Source organism: Halomonas korlensis (assembly GCF_900116705.1).
Lineage (GTDB): Bacteria > Pseudomonadota > Gammaproteobacteria > Pseudomonadales > Halomonadaceae > Halomonas > Halomonas korlensis.
Genome location: NZ_FPBP01000009.1, coordinates 139,847 through 155,976 on the forward strand (window position 1 = coordinate 139,847; position 16,130 = coordinate 155,976).

A 16,130-nucleotide genomic window follows, 5' to 3' on the forward strand; every position below is an offset into this window, starting at 1 on the left:
GGGTTATGCGTAGAGGTAGAGGCATCAATTGGCAGGGCTGCGACAAGCCGCGACACTGATCAGGATCTACAACCCCGGAGACGATCGATATGCAGGACAACAGCAAGCGCTTCGTGGAGCGCGACCGCAACTGGCATCCACCGGCCTATGCGCCCGGCTACAAGACGTCCGTGGCCCGCTCCCCGCGCCAGGCGCTGGTCAGCATGCAGCATGCCACCGCCTCCGAGCTCACCGGCCCGGCGTTCCGTGGCCTGCGCATGGGTCCCCACGATAACGACCTGTTGCTCAACTTTCGTCAAGGTCAGGGCCAGGGCCAGGATCTCCCCCAGGGCGAGCGCATCATCATGTTCGGCCGCGTGGTCGACCAGTTCGGCAAGCCGGTGCCCCACACGTTGGTGGAAATGTGGCAGGCCAACGCCGGCGGCCGTTATCGTCACCGCAATGACAACTACCTGGCCCCGCTGGACCCCAACTTCGGCGGCGTGGGCCGCTGCCTGACCGACGAGGCGGGCTGGTACCGCTTCCGCACCATCAAGCCGGGTCCCTATCCCTGGCCCAACGATCCCAACAGCTGGCGCCCCTCCCACATTCACGTCTCGGTGATGGGCCCTTCGATCTCTACCCGCTTGATCACCCAGATGTACTTCGAGGGCGATCCGCTGATCCCGCTGTGCCCCATCGTCAACACTATCAAGGACCCCGACGCCGTCGAGACCATGGTCGGTCGCCTGGACATGGCTCGCAGCCGGCCCATGGACTGCCTGGCCTATCGCTTCGACCTGGTGGTACGCGGCGAACTGCAGACCTATTTCGAAAATCAGTAACCGGTTCGAAAACCAGTAACCGGGTTCGAAAATCAATAACCGGTTCGAAAACCAGTGACAGGACGGGGTAACCAGACCATGAAACAGCCCAATTCCCAGCCCGCCAGCGAGCTGATGCTGCGCGAGACCGCCTCCCAGACCGCCGGGCCCTATGTCCATATCGGCCTGGCCCTGGCCGCGGCCGGCAACCCGACCCGCGACGAGGAGATCTGGAACGAGATGGCCCGGCCCGAGGCCGAGGGCGAGCACATCGAGGTCGTCGGTACCGTGATCGACGGCAACGGCGACTTGGTGCGCGATGCCTTCATCGAGGCCTGGCAGGCGGACAGCAAGGGCGTCTACCAGCGCGAGTACGACCTCGAGAAGCCGTTCAACAGTTTCGGGCGCACCGCCACCACCTTCGAGCACGGCAGCGAGTGGACCCTCAAGACCGTCAAGCCGGGTCGCGTGCGGGTCGATGGCATCGATGAAGAGCACGGTGCCATCGACGACAAGGAAAACGACCTGGCGAGTGCGCGTAGTGCGCTGCTGATGGCCCCCCATATCAACCTGACCCTCTTCGCCCGCGGCATCAACATCCACCTGCAGACGCGGCTATACTTCGAGGATGAAGGCGAGGCGAATGCCGAATGTCCGGTGCTGAGTCGCATCGAGTCGCCGATACGCCGCGCAACGCTGATCGCCAGGCGCGAGGAGGTGGATGGCAAGGTACGCTACCGCCTCGACATCCGCCTGCAAGGCGAGGGTGAGACGGTCTTCTTCGATTTTTGATCAAGGGCGGCCGCCCCGGATTCTGGCCACGAACTCTGCCTATGGGTAGGGTTCGTGGTGGTTGTCAACGCGCCGAAAAGGTTCATCCATCCACGCCGACGTAGCGTCTCGGCCTAACGCGAGGTTTCCATGTCCAACCCCTGTATTATCTGCGTCGCTATCACGGGTAGTGTGCCGCGAAAGGAAAACAATCCTGCCGTTCCCGTCACCATCGAGGAGCAGGTCGAGAGCACCCAGGCAGCCTTCGAGGCCGGGGCCAGCATCGCCCATTGTCATGTGCGCAACGACGACCAGACGCCGAGCTCGGATCCCGAAAAGTTCGCCAGGCTGATGGAAGGGCTCAAGAAGCATTGTCCCGGCATGATCATTCAGCTCTCCACCGGCGGGCGCTCGGGGGCAGGCGAGGAGCGCGGTGGCATGTTGCCGCTCAAGCCCGATATGGCTAGCCTCTCGGTGGGGTCCAACAATTTCCCTACTCGGGTCTACGAAAATCCGCCGCAGCTGGTGGATTGGCTGGCCGAGGAAATGCTGAAGTACGATATCAAGCCCGAGATCGAGGCGTTTGATCTGTCGCACATTCACCAGGCGGTGAATCTCACGAAGCAGGGCAAGCTCAAGACTCCCCTCTACGTGCAGTTCGTGATGGGCGTCAAGAACGCCATGCCGGCCGACAAGCCGACCTTCGATTTCTATATAGAGACCCTCGAGCGGCTTGCGCCGGATGCCCAGTGGTGTGGTGCCGGTATCGGGCCGAATCAGGTCGTCTTGAACGAGTGGTCCATCGCCGCCGGTGGGCATACCCGCACAGGACTCGAGGACAACATGCGACTCGATCGCGATACCCTGGCGCCATCCAATGCCGCTCTGGTCGAGCGCACCGCGAAGCTTTGTGAGAAATATGAGCGTCCGGTCGCCACCTGGCAGCAGGCCCGCGAGATCCTCGGTCTGAAGGGCGTCTGATACATAGGAGACCGGAACTCAACTTATGAACAAGTGACCGGGACTCATCTGCGGAATCATCTGCATAGCGTGGCTCGCTGGTTATCCCACAAGGGCTTCGACGTCGAGCGCCTGCGTTTCGGCCTGCGCACGGCATTCGCCTCGTGCCTGGCGCTGGCCGTGGCATGGGCCATTGGCCTGGAGCACCCGCAGTGGTCGGCGATGACCGTCTGGGCCGCCTCGCAACCGGTGCGTTCGCTACTGGTCGAGAAGAGCCTTTACCGAGTCGTCGGCACCCTGGTGGGCACCGGGGCCGGCCTGCTGCTGTTGCTGATGACCGGGGACAGCCTGCTGTGGCTGGTCATTGGGCTGTCGCTATGGGTTGGGCTCTGTGCCGGGGCCGGCAATGCCCTGCACAGCATGATCTCCTACGCTACGCTGTTGTCGGGCTACTCCGCCTCGATGGTCGTCTTGCTCGGCACCGCCTCCTCCCTAAACACCCTGGCGCTGGGCGCCGACCGCCTGCTTACCGTGCTGGTCGGGGTAATCATGGCCCTGCTGGTAGGCCTGCTCTTGACCCCTCGCGCCTCCCGCAGCGATCTCGAGGAGCGAGGCCGCCGCAGTACCGCCCGGGTGTTGCATCTTCTGGCCGACCGACTGGGCCGGCCGTCGAGCCGCACCGTACAGGCGCCCAACGAGCTGCTTGTCGACATCGCTGTTCTGGAGGCCCAGCTGGAGCCAAGCGCAGCCGGGTCTCGCCGGGCCCGCCATTCGGCACGTTCCCAGCGGGCGATCCTCGCGGCGCTGACAGCCGCCCTGCTGTGGGTCCGGCGGCGCGAGCACGGGCCACGCCTCACTGCTGTCGGCGACGCCGTGGCGGAAGCCGCTCTGGCCATGGATAGTGCCGCACCACTGCCAGCGGTGGCGGCGCATCTGGCGCGTGCCCGTCAGCTGTCCACGGGCGATGCAGCGCTGGCCGAGGTGCTCGGACGTCTCGCCGATGCCCTGGCGGAGCGCCAGCGCTTTCGTGACACCGGCCGAACCGACCGAGAATTGGCTCGTCGCCAGGTGATCCGTCATCGCGACTGGGTACATGCTCGCCAGGCCATGCTGCGCACCACCGGCGTGCTACTGGTGATTGGTCTGACTTGGGTAGCCACCGGTTGGACCGCCGGCGCCTATGTGATGCTGGGTACCTCGGTGATGGTGACCCTGTTCTCCACCTTCGAGAATCCGGCATGGATCATGCGGCACATCCTGGCCTGGCAGGCGGTGGGCGCGCTCAGCGCCCTGGCGGTGCGCTGGTGGTTGTGGCCTTGGGCCGGTGCGGAGTGGCAGTTGGTAGCGATGCTGCTGCCGTTCATTGTGGTGACGGTGATTCCTTTCTCTCATCGGCGCACCCTCAATGGCTCCATGGATTACGTGATGATCCTGCTGCTGTTGTCACAGCCGGTTATGCCGCTCACCGGCACGCCCGGACACTCGCTGGCGGTCGCGCTGGCCGTGGTGGCCGGCCCGCTACTGGCCCTGATCGCCTTCCGGCTGGTCTTCCCGACCAACGCCCGACGTCGACAACGGCACCTTGAAAGCATGATGCTCCACGAGTTGGAGGGCATGGCCTTGCGAGGAACCGCCGGACGCGCCGAGATCTGGCAAGCGCGCCTCTACCATCGAGTAATGCGGCTCGTCCACTGGGCGTATCTGCTGGGCGAGCCATCCCATCGGGTGATCGACGCCAGCCTTACCGCACTGGAGCTTAGTGAGACCCTGCAGGCGCTACAGCAGTACCGCCAGGAGAAGGCCTCGCCCGGCACGGAGCGCCGCCTCGAGGCAAGCCTGCGCCGGGTCGGCCGCCTCAGGCAGGCCCCGCTGGAAGCCGCCGCCGCCCTTGAACGCCTTGCCCGTACCCTCGCTTGCCGCCAGCAGGTCGCGCTGGCGCAACGCGCCAGACACTCGGCAAGGCTGCTGCGAGACAGCCCCGGCTTCTTCCAACGGCTTGTCTGAACGGGCAACGCCTCACGCGCGAGCGGGTAGTCGATGCTTTTTCACGTGGGGAGTCGGTACTTTTTCAAACGGTAGGCGTAGGCGGCGCGGGTCATGCCCAGCCGGCGGGCGGCGGCGGTGATGTTGCCGTCGCTGCCGGCCTGGGCGGCCTCGAGCATGGCGCGCTCGACTTCTTCCAGGGTCATGCCGGCCTCGATCAGCGCGCGGACCCGCTCTTGCGGTGACGCTTCGCCAGGCGTGCCATCCGGCGAGGCCGTGAGCATGCCCGAGGCATCGAGGCCCTGGCCCTTCTCGCGCTCCAGGGTGGGGACCCGGTAGTCGCCGAACAGCGCCTTCTCGGTGATGCGCTTGTGATCGGCGGTGAGGATGACGCCGCGCTCGACGCTGTTCTTGAGCTCGCGGATATTGCCCGGCCAGCGGTACTGGCCCAAGGCCGAGCGGGCCTGGTCGGAGAAGCCCAGGGTGCGGCGCTGGTAGTGGTGCTCGAAGCGTGACAGGAAGTGTTCCGCCAGGGCGGCGATGTCCTCGCGTCGCTCGCGAAGGGGCGGCACGCTCAGGGTGAAGGCATTCAGGCGGTAGAAGAGGTCCTGTCGGAAGCTGCCCTCCTCGACGCGTCGCAGCAGGTCGGTATGGGTGGCGGCCACGATGCGCACGTCCACGTCCTGCACCGCCTGGGCGCCGACCCGCTCGATCTGCTGCTCCTGCAGTACCCGCAGTAGGGCGGCCTGGGCACGCGGCGAGAGCTCGGCGAGCTCGTCGAGGAAGAGGGTGCCGCCATCGGCCCGCTCGAAGCGCCCCATCCGCGACTGCACGGCGCCCGTGTAGGCGCCCTTCTCGACCCCGAACAGCTCCGACTCGATCAGCTCGGGCGGGATGGCGGCACAGTTGACGGCGATGAAGGGGCCCACGGCGCGCTGGCTCTGGTCGTGCAGGCGCCGGGCCAGGATCTCCTTGCCGGTGCCGGTCTCGCCCAGCAGCAGTACGGGCACCTCGGAGGGCGCCGCGCTGTCGAGCATGGCGAGCATCTCCTGGAAGGCCGGCGTCGAGCCGATGGGCGCCCAGTCCTCCTGGCCACGAGTGCGTGCCAGGTCCCCCTCCAGGGTGGCGATGCGCGCCTGCAACTCGTAGAGCTCATCGATCAGCGGCTCCTCGCGGAAGTGCTCGGCGAAGGCCTCGTGATCGGGCCACTCCCTGGCCAGCTTGCCGACGATGCGGCACTGGGGATCTCCGCACCCTCGACAGCTGACCTCGCGGAACTGCACCTCGCGGCCCAGCAGGTGGCTGGCATAGGCGCAGGCATAGCCCAGCAGGGTCCAGCAGACGGGCTCGGCCTGGGGCCCTCGCGGGCGCCAGACATCGACCTCGAACGAGCCCTCCCAGACAAACTCGCTATAGAACCAGCCGTTGTCCAGATCCATCTCCAGATGTATCGGAACTGCCTGGACATGGCCCTGCAGGGCATGTAACTGGGGGCCCGCCAGGTAGCTCTCTTCCAGAGCCTCGTCGTCTCCTCTGAGGGACCTGCCCAGCTCGGCATCCATCAGTCCCGAGTGGTAGCCCAGCCGCATGAAGAGTCCCTTGGCGCGCTCCATGCCCAGGGTGGTCACCAGCTCGTTGCGGAAGAAGGACGAGGCCGCCAGCGGCATCAGCAGCATGCGCTGCTCGCCAAGCCAGATCTGGCCCTCCTCCGGCAGGAAGCGCAGGGCATCCATGAGGTCACGGGCGCTGGGGTAGTCGGGGGGTGAAGCGGACATGACGTACTCCAGCTGTGTCGAGTCAAGGCAGGAGGATATCACCCCGCCCCAAAAAGAGGGGGAGGGGGCTATCCTGATGAAGTGAGGCCTTCACCATTTGCGAAAGGGGTCATCAAATGGTTAAGCCATATTATCGAACAGATGTCCGCATTCCGTATGACTCTATGCCAAGGGTGCGCCTAGTGCCCTGAAGACAGGGTCTTTTCCGAAGTCGGCACGGTTCTTGACAGTTAAAGAGTGTGGAGCGCGATGCTAACCTCTTGATTTATACCAAAGTCTAAGGCGTTGGTGTCGGTGTGCTCCGAAGGCGACATGCCCTTGACGAACAAACGGGTGACACTGACATGCACAACACAACAACGGTGCCCTCCCGGCACCTTCCCTCGCTCAGGCTCAAGCCCCTTGCCCTGCTCGGGGCTCTGCTGCTGCCGTCGGCAGTTGCGGCAGCCCCCGACAGCGAACCGGACGTCCGCGACCCCGCCGAGGTCTACCGGCAGGTCTGCGCCCATTGCCACGCCCCCGACAAGGCCGTGGGCCCTGAGATCACCATGGCCTTTCCCGAGGCGGCTCACGAAGCCCGGGGCGACTATGTCCGCATGGTGGTCCGTAACGGCCGGGCCGCCATGCCGTCCTTTCGCGAGGCCAAGATCAGTGATCCCGAGTTGGAGGCGCTGATCGAGGCTCTGGTGAGTGGCGACCTGGCGGATCATAGTGCGGACAAGGAGTAGGGCCATGAACCTGACACGTCGACAGCTCCTGAAGAACGGCATGCTGGTGGGCGCCTCCGCCCCCCTTTCCCTGGGGGCCGCCTGGGCCGCCGAGCGCGGACTCGCCGATGCGCCGGTGCATGGCCCGATCCGCCTCTACGGGTCCGACCGCTCGACCACCGAGCTGGGGCTGGGGCTGCGCCAGCAAGGCTGGGAACCGCGCTACGAGGGCCGCCTGGACCCGCTGGCGCTCAACGCCTTGCCTGCCGGCGCTCTGGTGACCGGTTTTACCGACGAGGCGGGCCTGGTGCTGTTGACCAGCCTGCTGGCCGGGCGCGGCCGGATCCTGGCACTGGGGCGCCATGAGGCGGGTCAGCACCGACTGCTGAGTCATCGCGGCCCCGTCGCGGCGCCGCTAGCGGAAGAGAGGGGTAGCTGGCAGGCCGCACTGGGGCGCGAATATGCCCGCCTGGCGCTGGCCAACGACGCAGGCCGACATGCTGAGTATTTTCGTCGCTCCGGCGGTGCCGCAGAGAACGCCAGCGAGCTGAGCTTCCTGGTTCAGCTGTAAGCCCCCGATCACGACAATCGAGAGACGAATTCATGAGCACGACACAGCGCATTCTTCCCAAGGGCGTGAGCGAAACAGACTTCGATGCCGCCCTGAGCCGTTTTCGCGAGATCATCGGGGCCGGCAGCGTCTTGACCGAGAGCGACCAGCTCGCGCCCTATACCAAGATCATGATGGCCGGCGACCAGTCGGATTACATTCCGTCCGCGGCCCTGTTGCCCACCACCACCGAGCAGGTGCAGGAGATCGTGCGCGCCTGCAACGAGTACAAGGTGCCGATCTGGACCATCTCTACCGGCAAGAACCTGGGCTACGGCTCCGCTGCGCCGGGCGCGACCGGCCAGGTGATGCTCGACCTGCACCGCATGAACCGGATCCTCAACGTGGACCCCGAGGTCTGCACGGCGCTGCTCGAACCCGGCGTGACCTACCAGCAGCTCTACGACTACATCAAGGAAAACGACCTCAAGTTGTGGCTCGACCCGCCGGCGCCCTCGGCGATCGCCGGGCCAGTGGGCAACACCCTGGATCGCGGCGTGGGTTACACCCCCTACGGCGAGCACTTCATGTTCCAGTGCGGCATGGAGGTGGTGCTGGCTAACGGCGAGGTGATTCGCACCGGCATGGGGGGCATCGAGAACTCCAGTTCCTGGCAGGTCTTCAAGTGGGGTTATGGTCCCTATATCGATGGCCTCTTCACTCAGTCCAACTACGGCATCGTCACCAAGATGGGCCTGTGGCTGATGCCCGAACCGCCCGCCTATCGCCCCTTTCTGATCCAGTACCAAGACCCCGAGGACATCGAAGAGATCGTCGATGTGCTGCGCCCGCTGCGTATCGCCCAGATCATCCCCAACGCCGTGGTGATCGTGCATACCTTGTGGGATGCGGGCACCCATGTGATGCGCAGGGACTACTACGACGGCACCGACTCTATCCCGCGCGAGGCCATCGAGCGCATCAAGGCCGATGAAGGCATCGGCGAGTGGAACGTCTACGCGGCGCTCTACGGCACCCCCGAGCAGATCGAGGTCAACTGGAAGATCGTCGAACAGGCCTTCGGGGCGAGCGGCAAGGCGAAGATCATGTACGGCGAGGAGGCCGAGAAGCGCGGCGGTGGCTTCGAGTATCGCTCGGCGCTGATGAAGGGCGACATGAACCTTCAGGAGTTCGGCCTCTACAACTGGCGCGGGGGCGGTGGCTCCATGTGGTTCGCCCCGGTCTCCCAGGCCAAGGGCAGCGAGACCAGGGATCAGACCGAACTGGCCCAGCAGATCCTCGGCAAGTATGGCTTCGACTATGTCGCCGAGTACATTGTCGGCTGGCGCGACATGCACCACGTCATCGACCTGCTCTACAACCGCCAGGACCCGGAGGAGACCCAGCGTGCCCATGACTGCTTCGCCGAGCTGATCGACGAATTCGCCAAGCGTGGCTACGGGCTGTACCGCACCAACACCGAGTTCATGGAGCAGGTCGCCGGCACCTTCGGCGACCCGCTGCGCGAGGTGCACCGCACCCTGAAGAATGCTCTGGATCCCAACGGCATCCTGTCGCCCGGCAAGTCGGGTATTCGCTCATGAGCGCAGTCCAGGCAACTTGCTTGCCTGGAATCGGGGACCTTCGGCAGTAAGTTAACCCCTGCTCGCCCCAGCGGAACTTCGCGCCAACAACGCTACCAACAACAATGGAGAGACATCATGAAAGCATTGCCCAAGCGCGCTTTCATCGTCGCCCTGGCGGGATCGCTGGCTGGCCAGCCCGTTTTCGCCGAGAGCCAGCCGGATGACGCTGACCACAGCGAGACCACCGTGGTGATGCTCGGCACCGGCACGCCGGTGCTTAAGCATGACCGAGCCGGCCAGGCGATACTGGTGGTGGTCGACAAGGAGATGTACCTGTTCGATGCCGGGCCGGGCTCGGTCAGGCACTTCGATGCCCTCTCGGGCAAGGACTTCATGCCCGAGGATATCTACTTCAGCAATGACTCCGTCTACGGCGAGATGAACAAGGTGTTCATCACCCACCTCGACTCGGACCACGTGCTGGGCCTGCCGGAGCTGATGCTACGCCCCTGGATCATGGGCCGTAGCGAACCGCTGAAGGTCATCGGTCCCCAGGGCCTCGAGGACATGACCGTCAATATCCTCGAGGCCTATCGGGACGATATCGACCATCGCCTGCACGGTACTCAGCCTGCCAATGAGCTTGGCTTCACGGTCGAGGTGACCGAGATCGGCGATACCCAGGTCGTTCATCAGGACGACAAGGTGACCGTTACCGCCTTCAAGGTGCCTCATGGTAGCTGGTCAGATGGCATGGCATTCGGCTATCGGGTTGAGACGCCGGGGAAGACCGTCGTTATCAGTGGCGACACCCGCCACGACGAGGCGCTCTACGAGCATTTCGAAGGCGCCGACATCCTGATCCACGAGGTGATGAGCGAAACCGGGGTCAGTCAGTTGCCGCAAGACTGGCAGGATTACATGTATCACGCTCATACCAGTACTCGGCAGCTGGCGGAAATCGGCCGGAAGATAGCGCCGGAGCTTCTGGTGATGACCCATCCGCTGCTCTTCGGTCAGACCGACGAGCAGCTGCGTGACGAGATGGCAGGCTATTACGACGGCAACTTCGTGCTGGCGAGTGACCTCGATATCTACGAATGAAGCATCAATCCCATTACAGCTAGGCCATGGCGGCCTGGAACATGGTCGCAGGAGAAAAAAGATGAGTGAACGCTACAGCAACTTCCATCTCCAGCCCATCGCCGGCGAGTGGCGAGAAGGCAGCAGCGAACGCAGCGCCGAGGTGACCAACCCTTATGACGGCAGCGCGCTGCTCGATATCCGCCTGGCGGATCGCAGCGATCTGGACGCCGCCTTCCTGGCGGCCGAGAAGGCCCAGGTCGAGTGGGCGGCGAAACCGCCGGGAGAGCGCAGCGCCGTGCTGCAGCGAGTGGTGGAGATCTTCGACGCTCGCAAGGAAGAGATCATCGACTGGCTGATCCGCGAGTCGGGCAGCACCCGCCTCAAGGCGAACGTCGAGTGGGGCGCGGCCCGCGGCATCACCCAGGAGGCCGCCAGCATGCCGGGCCGCGTCCACGGCATGACCCTGGCCTCCGATGTGCCGGGCAAGGAGAACCGCGTCTATCGCAAGCCGCTGGGCGTGGTGGGGGTGATCAGCCCCTGGAACTTCCCGCTGCATCTTTCCCAGCGCTCCATTGCGCCGGCGCTGGCGCTGGGCAACGCCGTGGTGGTCAAGCCGGCCAGCGATACCCCGATCACTGGCGGCCTGCTGCTGGCGAAGATCTTCGAAGAGGCCGGCCTGCCCAAGGGGCTGCTCAGTGTCGTGGTAGGCGCCGGCAGCGAGATCGGCGACGCCTTCGTCGAGCATCGCGTGCCGCGGCTGATCTCCTTCACTGGCTCGACCCCGGTGGGGCGGCATATCGGTGGGATCTGCAGCGGCGGTGAGCATATCAAGAAGGTGGCCCTGGAACTGGGCGGCAATAGCCCCTTCGTGGTGCTGGATGATGCCGACATCGACCAGGCGGTGAGCGCCGCGGTAATGGGCAAGTTCCTGCATCAGGGCCAGATCTGCATGGCGATCAACCGCATCATCGTCGCCGAGAACCTCTACGACGCCTTCGTCGCGCGCTTCGTCGAGCGGGTAAAGGGGCTTCAGGTCGGAGACCCCGACGATATGGCGACCGTGATAGGGCCGATCATCAATGCGAAGCAGCGTGAGGGGCTGGAGGCGAAGATCGCCACGGCCAGGCATGAAGGCGCCAGCGTGCTGCTCGACGGCGAGGTCAACGGCCAGTTGGTGCCGCCGCATGTATTCGGCGATGTGACGCCAGAGATGGAGATCAGCCGCGAGGAAATCTTCGGCCCCTTGGTCGGCATCCAGAAGGCCCGCGACGAAGCCCACGCCTTGGAACTGGCCAACGGCACCGAGTACGGCCTGTCGAGTGCCGTGTTCAGCGGCGACCTGGCGCGAGGCGTGCGCTTTGCTCAGGGCGTCAGGGCGGGTATGACTCACGTGAACGACATGCCGGTGAACGACGAGGCCCACGTGCCCTTCGGCGGCGAGAAGAATTCCGGCCTGGGTCGCTTCAACGGCGACTGGGCCATCGAGGAGTTCACCACCGACCAGTGGATCAGCGTTCAGCAGACGCCGCGCAGCTATCCGTTCTGAGTCAATCTGCTCCGGGCCACCAGTAGGGTGGCCCGGCTTCTGAGCTTTCAGTCAAGGAGAACGAACCATGCAGATTCAAGCGGCCGTGACCCCGGAACTGGGGAGTGACTTCGCATGGCAGGCGGTGGAGCTTGCCGTGCCCACCCTGGGCGAGGTTCGGGTGCGCATCGTGGCCACCGGTGTCTGCCATACCGATGCCGTGGCCAGGGACCTGGGGATCGCGCCCTTTCCCATCGTGCTGGGCCACGAGGGCGCTGGGGTGGTCGAGGCCCTCGGCGAGGGGGTGACGGGGCTCGAGGTGGGCGATCATGTGGTGCTGTCCTTTGCCCATTGCGGGCGCTGTGGCCACTGCCTGACCGGCCATCCCACCGTCTGCGATACCTTCAACGCGCTCAACTTCGGCGGCGCCATGGACGACGGCGGCCATCGCCTGGCACGTGACGGCGAGGCGCTGGCCACCTTCTTCGGTCAGTCGTCGTTCGCCAGCCACGCGGTGGTCAATGGCCGCAATGCGGTGAAGGTCGACCCCGAGGTGGACCTGGCACTGCTCGGCCCGCTGGGCTGTGGCATCCAGACCGGCGCGGGGACGGTGCTCAACCGGCTCAAGCCCGAATTCGGTTCCAGCCTGGTGGTCTACGGCTGCGGCGCCGTGGGGCTCTCCGCCATCATGGCGGCAAGCATCGCCGGCTGCCGGCAGGTCATCGCCGTGGATGTCCACGATAATCGCCTCGAGCTGGCGCGCGAGTTGGGCGCGACCCATGCCCTCAACGGCAAGCACGAAGACGTGGTTGAACGGGTTCGCGAGATCACCGGCGGTGGCAGCCATTTCGCGGTGGAAACCACCGGGGTGCCGGTAGTCGTGCGTCAGTCGCTGCACGCGCTGCGCCCGCTGGGCGTCTCGGCGATCGTCGGCGTGACGCCCGAGGTCACTCTGGATGTGCACCAGGACCTGATGGCCGAGGGCAAGTCGATGATCGGGGTGATCGAGGGCGACTCGGTGCCGCGGGTGTTCATCCCCCAGCTGGTGGCCTACTACAAGGCGGGGCGTTTTCCCTTCGACCGGCTGGTGAAGTTCTATCCGCCGGAGCAGATCAACCAGGCCTTCGAGGACTCGAAAAACGGCATCACCGTCAAGCCGGTGCTGAAGATTGACTGAGCCAGATTGAGGTCACCAGCGTGATCGGAGACTGGCAGGCACCTACGCACGGGGCGGCATCCATGGATGCCGCCCCGTGCGTAGGTGCAGGACCACGCTGCGTGGTCGAGCCTAGCCCAGGCAGGCGAGCGCCCCGGCCGCCAGGGCCTCGATGCCGGTGCGCATCGTCACCTCGTTGCCCGGGAAGTAGTAGGGCGAGTGCGGCATCTCCAGATGGCGCATCTTCTCTCCTACGCTGTTGCCCGGCGTGGTCTGCCAGCGCTCCGCGGGGGTCGCCCCGATGAACCAGTAGACATAGGGGATATCTTCGCCGCCGAAGCCTCCCGCCTCGGCATTGCCGAAGTAGGGAAAGTCCTCGCTGCCATTGAGTCGCGGCATCTCGTACAGGCTGGCCTCGCCGAAATGCGCGCCATGGGCGCGGCGCACTTGCCCGACGGCCATAGGATCATTGTGCAGGGCGATGGTCTCGTTGAGCACGCGAAATTCCGGCGGCTTCGGGGCACGGCCGGCCTCGCACTCGGCGCGCACGATGCGCTCGATGGCCTCCACCACCTGCTGGTGGAGGGCGTTGTCGAAGCTGCGGATATTGATCTCGAGTTCGGCGGAGTGGGGAATGATGTTGGCCTGGGTGCCGGCGTGAAGCTTGCCGACGGTCACCACCACGGTCTCCTCCGGGGGCACTTCGCGGGAGACGATGGTCTGCAGGCGCGTGACCACATGGGCGGCGATCACCACCGGGTCCACCGTCTGGGCCGGCATGGAGCCGTGACCACCGGCGCCATGGATGGTGACGGCCAGGTTGGTACAGGCGGCCATGGTGCTGCCGGCACGATGCCCGACGGTACCGGCGAGGGCCGGCATGTTGTGCTGGCCGAGGATGATATCCGGCCGGGCGAAGCGCTCGTAGAGGTCGTCCTCCAGCATGGCCCTGGCACCGCCGAAGATCTCCTCGGCCGGCTGGCAGATCAGCATCAGGGTGCCGGACCACTGCTCCTTGAGTCCGGCCATCACGGCGGCGGCGCCCACCACGCAGCTGCTGTGCAGGTCGTGACCGCAGGCATGCATCAGCGGGACCGTACCGCTCTCGGTCTCTGCGGTACGCGTGCTGGCGTAGTCCAGGCCGGTATCCTCCTTGATCGGCAGGGCGTCCATGTCACCACGAAGCATCACCGTGGGACCCTCGCCGTTACGCAGCAGGGCCACGACGCCAGTGCCGCCTACGCCGCGGGTCACCTCAAGACCGAGGTGTTCCAGCGCCTCGGCGAGTCGTGCGCTGGTGTCGTGCTCCTGAAAGGGCAGCTCGGGATATTGATGGAGCTGGCGGTAGAGCGCCTGGACCGTCTCAAAGGCGGCATCGGTCTGGACGCCGATCGCCTCTTTCAGGTCGGGAATCGTGGTGTGAATCGTCATGAGAGTCTCCCGTCTCGATCAGGAAGGTTGGCTGGCCAGGGAAGGACCCTGGGCGGCAGGTTTGATCAGGTACTGGCAGGCGGTGACGACGATGACGTTGAGCAGCATGGCCCAGACGCCAGCATGCCAGCCCAGCGGCGAGCTCCAGACGAAATCCATCAGCAGATAGGCCACGCTGCCGACCAAGGCGCCGAGCATCACGCTGAGGCGGCGCAAGCGAGGCAGGAACAGCGCGCCGATCACCATCGGGAACAGCTGGACGATCAGGCCATAGGCCCCGAGCAGCAGCATGACCAGCGAGGCGGGATTGGCCAGTGCGAAGAGATAGGCGATCAGCGACAGGCCCAGTACGCTCCAGCGGGTCACGGACACCGTGGCCTTCTCGCTGGCCCCCTTCATCACTGTGGGAGAAAGGACGTCGCGCACCAGCACGATGGCCGCGGTATGCGCCAGGTTGGCGCCAGTCGACATGGCGGCCGCCAGCGCGCCGGAGAGCATCAGGCCGATGACCCAGGGCGAGAAGTTGGCCACATCCATGACCATGCGCAGCAGCACGGTGTCGGCACGTGCCAGGGACTCGTCGGCGAAGACCAGGATTCCGGCGAAGCCGATGATCAACAGGGGGACCAGCAGGGTGGCGTAGAGGGGGTAGAAGACACTGACCTTTCGCAGCGTCTTGCCGCTGTCCGCCGAGTAGAACTTCATGAACAGGTGCGGCCACATGGCGCCACCGAAGGCACTGATCAGCACCGCCGTGCTGAAGTAGCCCCAGCCCATATTGTTGGCACCCGGCATGGTCAGGTACTCGGGGGCGGCCTGCTGGAGCTGGGTGAACATCTCCCCGACCCCGCCATAGAGGCGTTCGGGAATGGTGAGACCAAGGAACCAGGCGATGGCGATCATCATGATGCCCTGCACCAGGTTGGTCCAGCCGATACCGCTCAGGCCGCTGGCGAATACATAGGCGGCCACCACCAGGAAGGCCAGCAGGGCTCCCAGCCAGAAGGGCACCAGGCCGTCGGTGGCCGCCTGGAACAGCAGGCCGGCCCCGGCGATCTGGATGGTCAGATACGGCACCAGCGCCGCCACCCCGATGACCCCGGCCAGCATGCCGAGCGGCTTACTCTGGTAGTGGTCGGCGATCATGTCACCCTGGGTGAGGTAGCCGCGCTCGCGGCCCAGCTTCGCCACCCGCGGCCCCAGGGCCCAGATGGTGATCGGTACCAGCGACAGGTAGGCAAGGATGTAGAAGGCCGGTGAGCCATGCTGATAGGACCAGCCCGGTGCGCCGAGGAAGGCGAAGGCGGAGAAGATCTCTGCCCCGAGGATAAAGAACAGTATTACCACGCCGACATGGCGGCCGCCGGCGACATAGCCCTCCAGGCTGGAGCTTTCCTTGTTGCGCGCCTGCAGGCCGACCCACAGTACCGCGGCGAGGTAGGCCAACGTGATGCCGACCACGATCAGGGAATCACTCATGACGGCCACCTCCGTGACGAACGACGAAGGCGACCCACATGCCAGCGAACAGCACCAGCATCCACAGGATGTACCAGAAGAACAGGAAGGGCAGGCCGAGCACGGTGGGCTCGATGCGATTGGCGATCAGGGCCCCGGGCCAGATCATAGCCAGGGTGCATACCGCAAAGTGCAGCCCTGTCAGGAGGTGATAGGTCTTGTTCATGGGGATCGTCCAGCTCGCCGATGGCGAGACTTGTTATGGGTTGTCCCGACACTATGGGAGGCCTTGTCCGATAGAAAAAATATAGCTTTGGCATTGCTGACATGCCGTACTGA

14 protein-coding genes are annotated in these 16,130 nt (G+C 65.1%); 10 read left to right on the forward strand and 4 right to left on the reverse strand.

Annotation, left to right across the window (positions count from 1 at the left end; translation table 11 throughout):
• Nucleotides 1–89 precede the first annotated feature (89 nt).
• From pcaH to BM341_RS13025, 4 genes are all read left to right on the forward strand, one after another.
• Nucleotides 90–824 carry a protocatechuate 3,4-dioxygenase subunit beta gene (gene pcaH, locus BM341_RS13010; protein WP_089796497.1) on the forward strand — a complete coding sequence of 245 codons (735 nt, stop codon included), beginning with the start codon at nucleotides 90–92 and terminating at the stop codon, nucleotides 822–824.
• Between the two features lie 78 nt (nucleotides 825–902).
• On the forward strand, nucleotides 903–1,595 hold the full coding sequence (locus tag BM341_RS13015) for a protocatechuate 3,4-dioxygenase subunit alpha (protein WP_089796498.1): 693 nt from the start codon (nucleotides 903–905) through the stop codon (nucleotides 1,593–1,595).
• Nucleotides 1,596–1,724: 129 nt separating this feature from the next.
• Nucleotides 1,725–2,555, forward strand: coding sequence for a 3-oxoadipate:acetyl-CoA acetyltransferase (locus BM341_RS13020; RefSeq protein ID WP_089796499.1), 831 nt, complete (start codon nucleotides 1,725–1,727; stop codon nucleotides 2,553–2,555).
• A 69-nt stretch (nucleotides 2,556–2,624) separates the two neighbouring features.
• Nucleotides 2,625–4,538, forward strand: coding sequence for an FUSC family protein (locus BM341_RS13025; RefSeq protein WP_175507869.1), 1,914 nt, complete (start codon nucleotides 2,625–2,627; stop codon nucleotides 4,536–4,538).
• Nucleotides 4,539–4,579: 41 nt separating this feature from the next.
• On the opposite strand, the gene BM341_RS13030 is transcribed toward BM341_RS13025, so the two are convergent.
• Nucleotides 4,580–6,292, reverse strand: a complete 1,713-nt coding sequence (locus BM341_RS13030) for a sigma-54-dependent Fis family transcriptional regulator (protein ID WP_089796501.1) — start codon at nucleotides 6,290–6,292, stop codon at nucleotides 4,580–4,582.
• A gap of 344 nt (nucleotides 6,293–6,636) precedes the next feature.
• Between BM341_RS13030 and BM341_RS13035 the strand changes: the two genes are divergently transcribed.
• The 6 genes from BM341_RS13035 to BM341_RS13060 all read left to right on the forward strand — a co-directional run bounded on the left by BM341_RS13035 (nucleotide 6,637) and on the right by BM341_RS13060 (nucleotide 12,923).
• The gene (locus BM341_RS13035) at nucleotides 6,637–7,020 is read left to right on the forward strand and encodes a c-type cytochrome (protein WP_089796502.1); all 384 of its coding nucleotides are present in this window, start codon (nucleotides 6,637–6,639) and stop codon (nucleotides 7,018–7,020) included.
• A 4-nt stretch (nucleotides 7,021–7,024) separates the two neighbouring features.
• Entirely contained in the window at nucleotides 7,025–7,570 is a 546-nt protein-coding gene (locus tag BM341_RS13040) for a hypothetical protein (RefSeq protein WP_089796503.1), read from the forward strand.
• A gap of 32 nt (nucleotides 7,571–7,602) precedes the next feature.
• Nucleotides 7,603–9,153, forward strand: a complete 1,551-nt coding sequence (locus BM341_RS13045; protein WP_089796504.1) for an FAD-binding oxidoreductase — start codon at nucleotides 7,603–7,605, stop codon at nucleotides 9,151–9,153.
• A 117-nt stretch (nucleotides 9,154–9,270) separates the two neighbouring features.
• Nucleotides 9,271–10,239 carry an MBL fold metallo-hydrolase gene (locus tag BM341_RS13050; protein WP_089796505.1) on the forward strand — a complete coding sequence of 323 codons (969 nt, stop codon included), beginning with the start codon at nucleotides 9,271–9,273 and terminating at the stop codon, nucleotides 10,237–10,239.
• Between the two features lie 61 nt (nucleotides 10,240–10,300).
• Nucleotides 10,301–11,767: an aldehyde dehydrogenase family protein gene (locus BM341_RS13055; protein WP_089796506.1), complete on the forward strand. Its 1,467-nt coding sequence runs from the start codon at nucleotides 10,301–10,303 to the stop codon at nucleotides 11,765–11,767.
• Nucleotides 11,768–11,834: 67 nt separating this feature from the next.
• Complete coding sequence (locus BM341_RS13060; protein ID WP_089796507.1) at nucleotides 11,835–12,923, forward strand: NAD(P)-dependent alcohol dehydrogenase; 1,089 nt, start codon at nucleotides 11,835–11,837, stop codon at nucleotides 12,921–12,923.
• Between the two features lie 111 nt (nucleotides 12,924–13,034).
• On the opposite strand, the gene BM341_RS13065 is transcribed toward BM341_RS13060, so the two are convergent.
• From BM341_RS13065 to BM341_RS13075, 3 genes are read right to left on the reverse strand one after another with little or no spacing between them, the layout of a single operon-like run.
• Nucleotides 13,035–14,333 (reverse strand): amidohydrolase, encoded by a 1,299-nt coding sequence (locus BM341_RS13065; protein WP_089796508.1) that lies wholly within the window; start codon nucleotides 14,331–14,333, stop codon nucleotides 13,035–13,037.
• An 18-nt stretch (nucleotides 14,334–14,351) separates the two neighbouring features.
• Nucleotides 14,352–15,812, reverse strand: a complete 1,461-nt coding sequence (locus BM341_RS13070; protein ID WP_089796509.1) for a sodium:solute symporter family protein — start codon at nucleotides 15,810–15,812, stop codon at nucleotides 14,352–14,354.
• A complete protein-coding gene (locus BM341_RS13075; RefSeq protein WP_089796510.1) occupies nucleotides 15,805–16,017 on the reverse strand; it encodes a hypothetical protein in 213 nt (70 codons plus the stop codon). Before BM341_RS13075 ends, BM341_RS13070 begins: the two co-directional genes overlap by 8 nt.
• Between the last annotated feature and the right edge of the window lie 113 nt (nucleotides 16,018–16,130).